Annotated in this window: 6 protein-coding genes; all 6 read left to right on the forward strand. The window is 55.8% G+C overall.

The features are described 5' to 3' along the window. The coding region (locus ABJQ89_RS14680) for a molybdopterin-dependent oxidoreductase (protein WP_348496931.1) at nucleotides 1-1380 on the forward strand (1380 nt) is incomplete at its 5' end. Beyond that, nucleotides 1377-1796 carry a hypothetical protein gene (locus ABJQ89_RS14685; protein ID WP_348496932.1) on the forward strand — a complete coding sequence of 140 codons (420 nt, stop codon included), beginning with the start codon at nucleotides 1377-1379 and terminating at the stop codon, nucleotides 1794-1796. The genes ABJQ89_RS14680 and ABJQ89_RS14685, both read left to right, overlap by 4 nt. A 7-nt stretch (nucleotides 1797-1803) precedes the next feature. Next, nucleotides 1804-2841: an NADH-quinone oxidoreductase subunit NuoH gene (gene nuoH, locus ABJQ89_RS14690; protein ID WP_348496933.1), complete on the forward strand. Its 1038-nt coding sequence runs from the start codon at nucleotides 1804-1806 to the stop codon at nucleotides 2839-2841. 4 nt (nucleotides 2842-2845) lie between these two features. Beyond that, nucleotides 2846-3340, forward strand: coding sequence for an NADH-quinone oxidoreductase subunit NuoI (nuoI, locus tag ABJQ89_RS14695; RefSeq protein ID WP_348496934.1), 495 nt, complete (start codon nucleotides 2846-2848; stop codon nucleotides 3338-3340). Continuing rightward, nucleotides 3337-3744: a carboxymuconolactone decarboxylase family protein gene (locus tag ABJQ89_RS14700; protein WP_348496935.1), complete on the forward strand. Its 408-nt coding sequence runs from the start codon at nucleotides 3337-3339 to the stop codon at nucleotides 3742-3744. Before nuoI ends, ABJQ89_RS14700 begins: the two co-directional genes overlap by 4 nt. Continuing rightward, on the forward strand, nucleotides 3741-4140 hold a 400-nt coding region (locus ABJQ89_RS14705), incomplete at its 3' end, for an NADH-quinone oxidoreductase subunit J (RefSeq protein WP_348496936.1). The genes ABJQ89_RS14700 and ABJQ89_RS14705, both read left to right, overlap by 4 nt.

A 4140-nucleotide genomic window follows, 5' to 3' on the forward strand; every position in this document is an offset into this window, starting at 1 on the left:
TCCAAGCCTTACGCGTTTACGGCACGTCCTTGGGAGCTCACGAAGACAGAGACAATCGACGTGATGGATGCCATGGGTGCCTCTATCCGCGTTGATACGAAAGGCCGTGAAGTGATGCGCATGTTGCCGCGCAACCATGACGGCGTGAACGAGGAATGGATTTCCGATAAAACACGCTTTGTTTGGGATGGTCTGCGCCGTCAGCGCCTTGATCGCCCTTACATTCGTGAAAACGGCAAATTGCGCCCTGCAGGTTGGGGCGAAGCGCTTGGCGCGGCTGCGGCTGCAATGAAGGGCAAGAAAGTTGCTGGTTTGATTGGTGATCTGGCCCCTGTTGAAGCTGCTTTTGCGCTGAAGCAATTGGTGACAGGTATGGGCGGCACGGTTGAATGCCGCACGGACAAAGCAAAGCTGCCTGCTGGCAATCGTTCAGGCTATGTGGGCAATGCTGCGATTGAAGATATCGACACGGCAGAGAGAATTTTCATCATCGGTGCAAATCTCGTGACCGAAGCGCCTGTCTTGAACGCGCGTATTCGCAAGGCGTGGAGCCGAGGCGCGACAGTTGCGCTGATTGGTGAGCCTGTTGATCTGACTTATGACTATGTGCATCTGGGAACGGATCGCACGGCGCTGCAAAAGATCGCAGACATGGATCATTCCGACAAACACGGCACTGCTGGTGTGATGATCATTGGCCAAGGCGCGCTGCAAGAAGCAGACGGCGAAGCGGTTCTTGGAACAGCAATGGCCACAGCGGAGGCGGCCCAAGCGAAATTCATGGTGCTTCACACGGCGGCTGGCCGCGTTGGCGCGATGGACGCGGGCTGCACGACTGAGGGCGGCATCGAAGCGGCGACCAAGGATGCAGAGGTGATTTATAACCTCGGCGCGGATGAGGTCGAGATCGATGCAGGCGCATTTGTGATTTACCAAGGTAGCCATGGTGATCGCGGCGCGCATCGCGCTGACATAATCTTGCCGGGTGCAGCATACACGGAAGAGCAGGGGCTCTTTGTGAACACCGAAGGGCGTCCGCAGCTTGCGATGCGCGCTGGGTTTGCGCCGGGTGATGCGAAAGAAAACTGGGCGATCTTGCGCGCGCTGTCGGCTGAACTCGACGCGACGCTTCCATATGACAGCCTTGCGGCGCTGCGCACGGAATTGGTTGCTGAGGTTCCACACCTGAAACAGATCGACGATGTGGTAGAAAACGAATGGCAACCGCTGCCAGCAAAGAAGATGGGCAATGCCGCGTTCCGCTATGCATTGAACGACTTCTATCTGACCAACCCCATCGCCCGCGCAAGCGAATTGATGGCGGAGCTGAGCGCGAATGCAAAAGCGCGCGGCGCGAGCGGAAAGATAGCAGCAGAGTGAGCTTTCTCAACAGCATATCCCCTTCCACGCTGATTGCGGGGCTTGCTTTGGCGAGCGCTGTGTCGGGGTGCGAGCAATCAAGCGAGCTGAAAGAACCGCCGTTCAAACCTGAGTATCAGGGCGTGAACACACGGTTGCTCGATGGGGATTTGGTGAATTTTCAAGTCAAGATGACAGGCGCGCGTGAAACCACAGATGTGGATGCTTACGCGGAATGCGCTGCGGCGCAATATGCGCTTATTCGTGGCTACGGTTTTGCGCGTCACTTGCGCACAAGCGTAGTCGAAGAAGAGGCTGGCCTGTGGCTCGCGGATGCTGTTTATACCATCTCGCCTGCGCTGCCACGCGGATCAAAAACGATTGACGCCGAAGTCACCGTTTCCGCATGTGCCGAAAACAAGATACCGACGGTGTGAGGACCTAATGTACGACTTTTTCACCACCACCACATTGGGCATGGGCCTAACAATCGTTGGGCAGATTTTCCTTCTGGTCATTCCTTTGCTGTTGGCTCTGGCCTTCTTGATGTACGCGGATCGTAAGATCTGGGCGGCCGTCATGATGCGCCGTGGACCTAACGTTGTTGGCGTCTTTGGCCTGCTGCAAAGTTTCGCGGATTTCTTGAAGTATATCGTTAAGGAAGTCGTATTCCCTGCAGGGGCGGACAAGGTTGTCTTCCTCATGGCGCCGATGGTCACATTGGTCATGTCGCTGATCGCTTGGGCGGTGATCCCGTTCAACAACGGTTGGGTCCTTTCGGACATCAACGTGGCGATCCTCTATGTCTTTGCGGTCTCCTCGCTTGAGGTTTACGGCGTGATCATGGGCGGTTGGGCGTCTAACTCCAAATACCCATTCCTCGGCTCGCTCCGTTCTGCGGCGCAGATGATTTCTTACGAGGTTTCGCTCGGTCTGATCATCATCGGCATCATCATTTCGTCCGGCTCCATGAACTTTGGCGATATCGTCGCCTCGCAAGATGGCTACGGCATCTTCAGCTGGTACTGGATCCCACATTTCCCGATGTTGATCCTGTTCTTCATCTCTGCGCTTGCGGAAACCAACAGACCGCCGTTTGACCTTCCCGAAGCGGAATCCGAATTGGTGGCTGGCTATCAGGTTGAATATTCTTCCACGCCCTTCCTGCTCTTTATGATCGGGGAACTGGTGGCCGTGGTTCTGATGTGCGCGTTGATTTCTCTGCTGTTCCTCGGTGGTTGGTTGTCCCCGATTGAAGCACTGCCGGATGGCATCTTCTGGATGGTAGGCAAAATGCTCGTTGTGTTCTTCTTCTTCTCCATGGTGAAGGCGATCACACCGCGTTACCGCTACGACCAACTGATGCGCATTGGTTGGAAAATCTTCCTGCCGCTCAGCTTGTTCTGGGTCGTATTCGTCGCATTCGCTGCAAAATTTGATTGGTTCTGGGGCGCCTTCGCGCGCTGGACCGTAGGGGGCTAAACCAATGGCAAACATCGATTACGGCCGCACGGTCAAATACTTCTTGCTCGCGGATTTCTACAAAGGCTTCAAATTGGGCCTGCGCTACATGTTCGCGCCGAAGGTGACGTTGAACTACCCGCATGAAAAGGGACCGCTGTCGCCGCGTTTCCGTGGTGAGCACGCATTGCGCCGCTATCCGAACGGCGAAGAGCGCTGCATCGCGTGTAAGCTCTGCGAAGCGGTGTGCCCTGCGCAAGCGATCACCATCGATGCGGAACCGCGTGATGATGGCTCCCGCCGCACGACGCGCTATGACATTGACATGACGAAATGCATCTACTGTGGTTTCTGCCAAGAAGCCTGTCCCGTGGATGCCATCGTTGAAGGCCCGAATTTCGAATTCTCAACCGAGACCCGCGAAGAGCTATTCTATGACAAGGACAAGCTGCTCGAGAACGGGGATCGCTGGGAAGCTGAAATCGCCCGTAACCTCGAGCTGGATGCGCCTTACCGATGAGCGATGCAAACAACCCCTTTGCCATGATGATGGCCCAAGCGCAGGAAATGGCGAAAGCCTTTAACCCGACGCTTGAGGGCTTTTCACCCAAGGCAATGGAAAATCTTTGGCCGACGATGACGAAGGACATGATGGAAATGTCCTTTGGCAAGGGCGTGTCCAAAGACGGGCTGGATGCAAAAACACGGCTGCTTTTGACGCTTGCGGGTTTGACCATGCAAGGCGCGCAGAATGAAACGCAGCTGCGTATGACCGTGCGCCATGCCCTTGAGGCCGGCGCGACCAAAGATGAAGTGACTGAGGCCATCGCACAAATGTCGATGTTCGCAGGTCTACCCGCCATGAGCCGCGCGATGGAACTCGCGCAAGAGGTTCTATCTGAGACCAAGGATGATGAGACATGACCGTCGCTGACTTTATTTTCTACCTCTTCGCGATCTGCACGATCACGGGCGGGCTGTTCACTGTAATCAGCCGCAATCCGGTGCATTCCGTGCTCTGGCTGATCCTTGCGTTCCTGTCCTCTGCGGGTCTGTTCGTGCTGCTGGGTGCTGAATTCGTGGCGATGCTTTTGATCATCGTCTACGTCGGCGCGGTGGCGGTGTTGTTCCTCTTCGTGGTGATGATGCTCGACATCGACTTTGCCGAACTGAAGGCGGAGATGGCGAAATATATGCCGCTTGCGCTGTTGATCGGCCTTGTTTTGCTGATGCAATTCACCATGGCCTTTGGTGTTTGGGAAGCGAGCGATCAGGCGGCTGGCCTGCGCGATGCGGTGACGCCAACGGATACGCAAAACA

The organism is Planktotalea sp. (genome assembly GCF_039984035.1).
Lineage (GTDB): Bacteria > Pseudomonadota > Alphaproteobacteria > Rhodobacterales > Rhodobacteraceae > Planktotalea.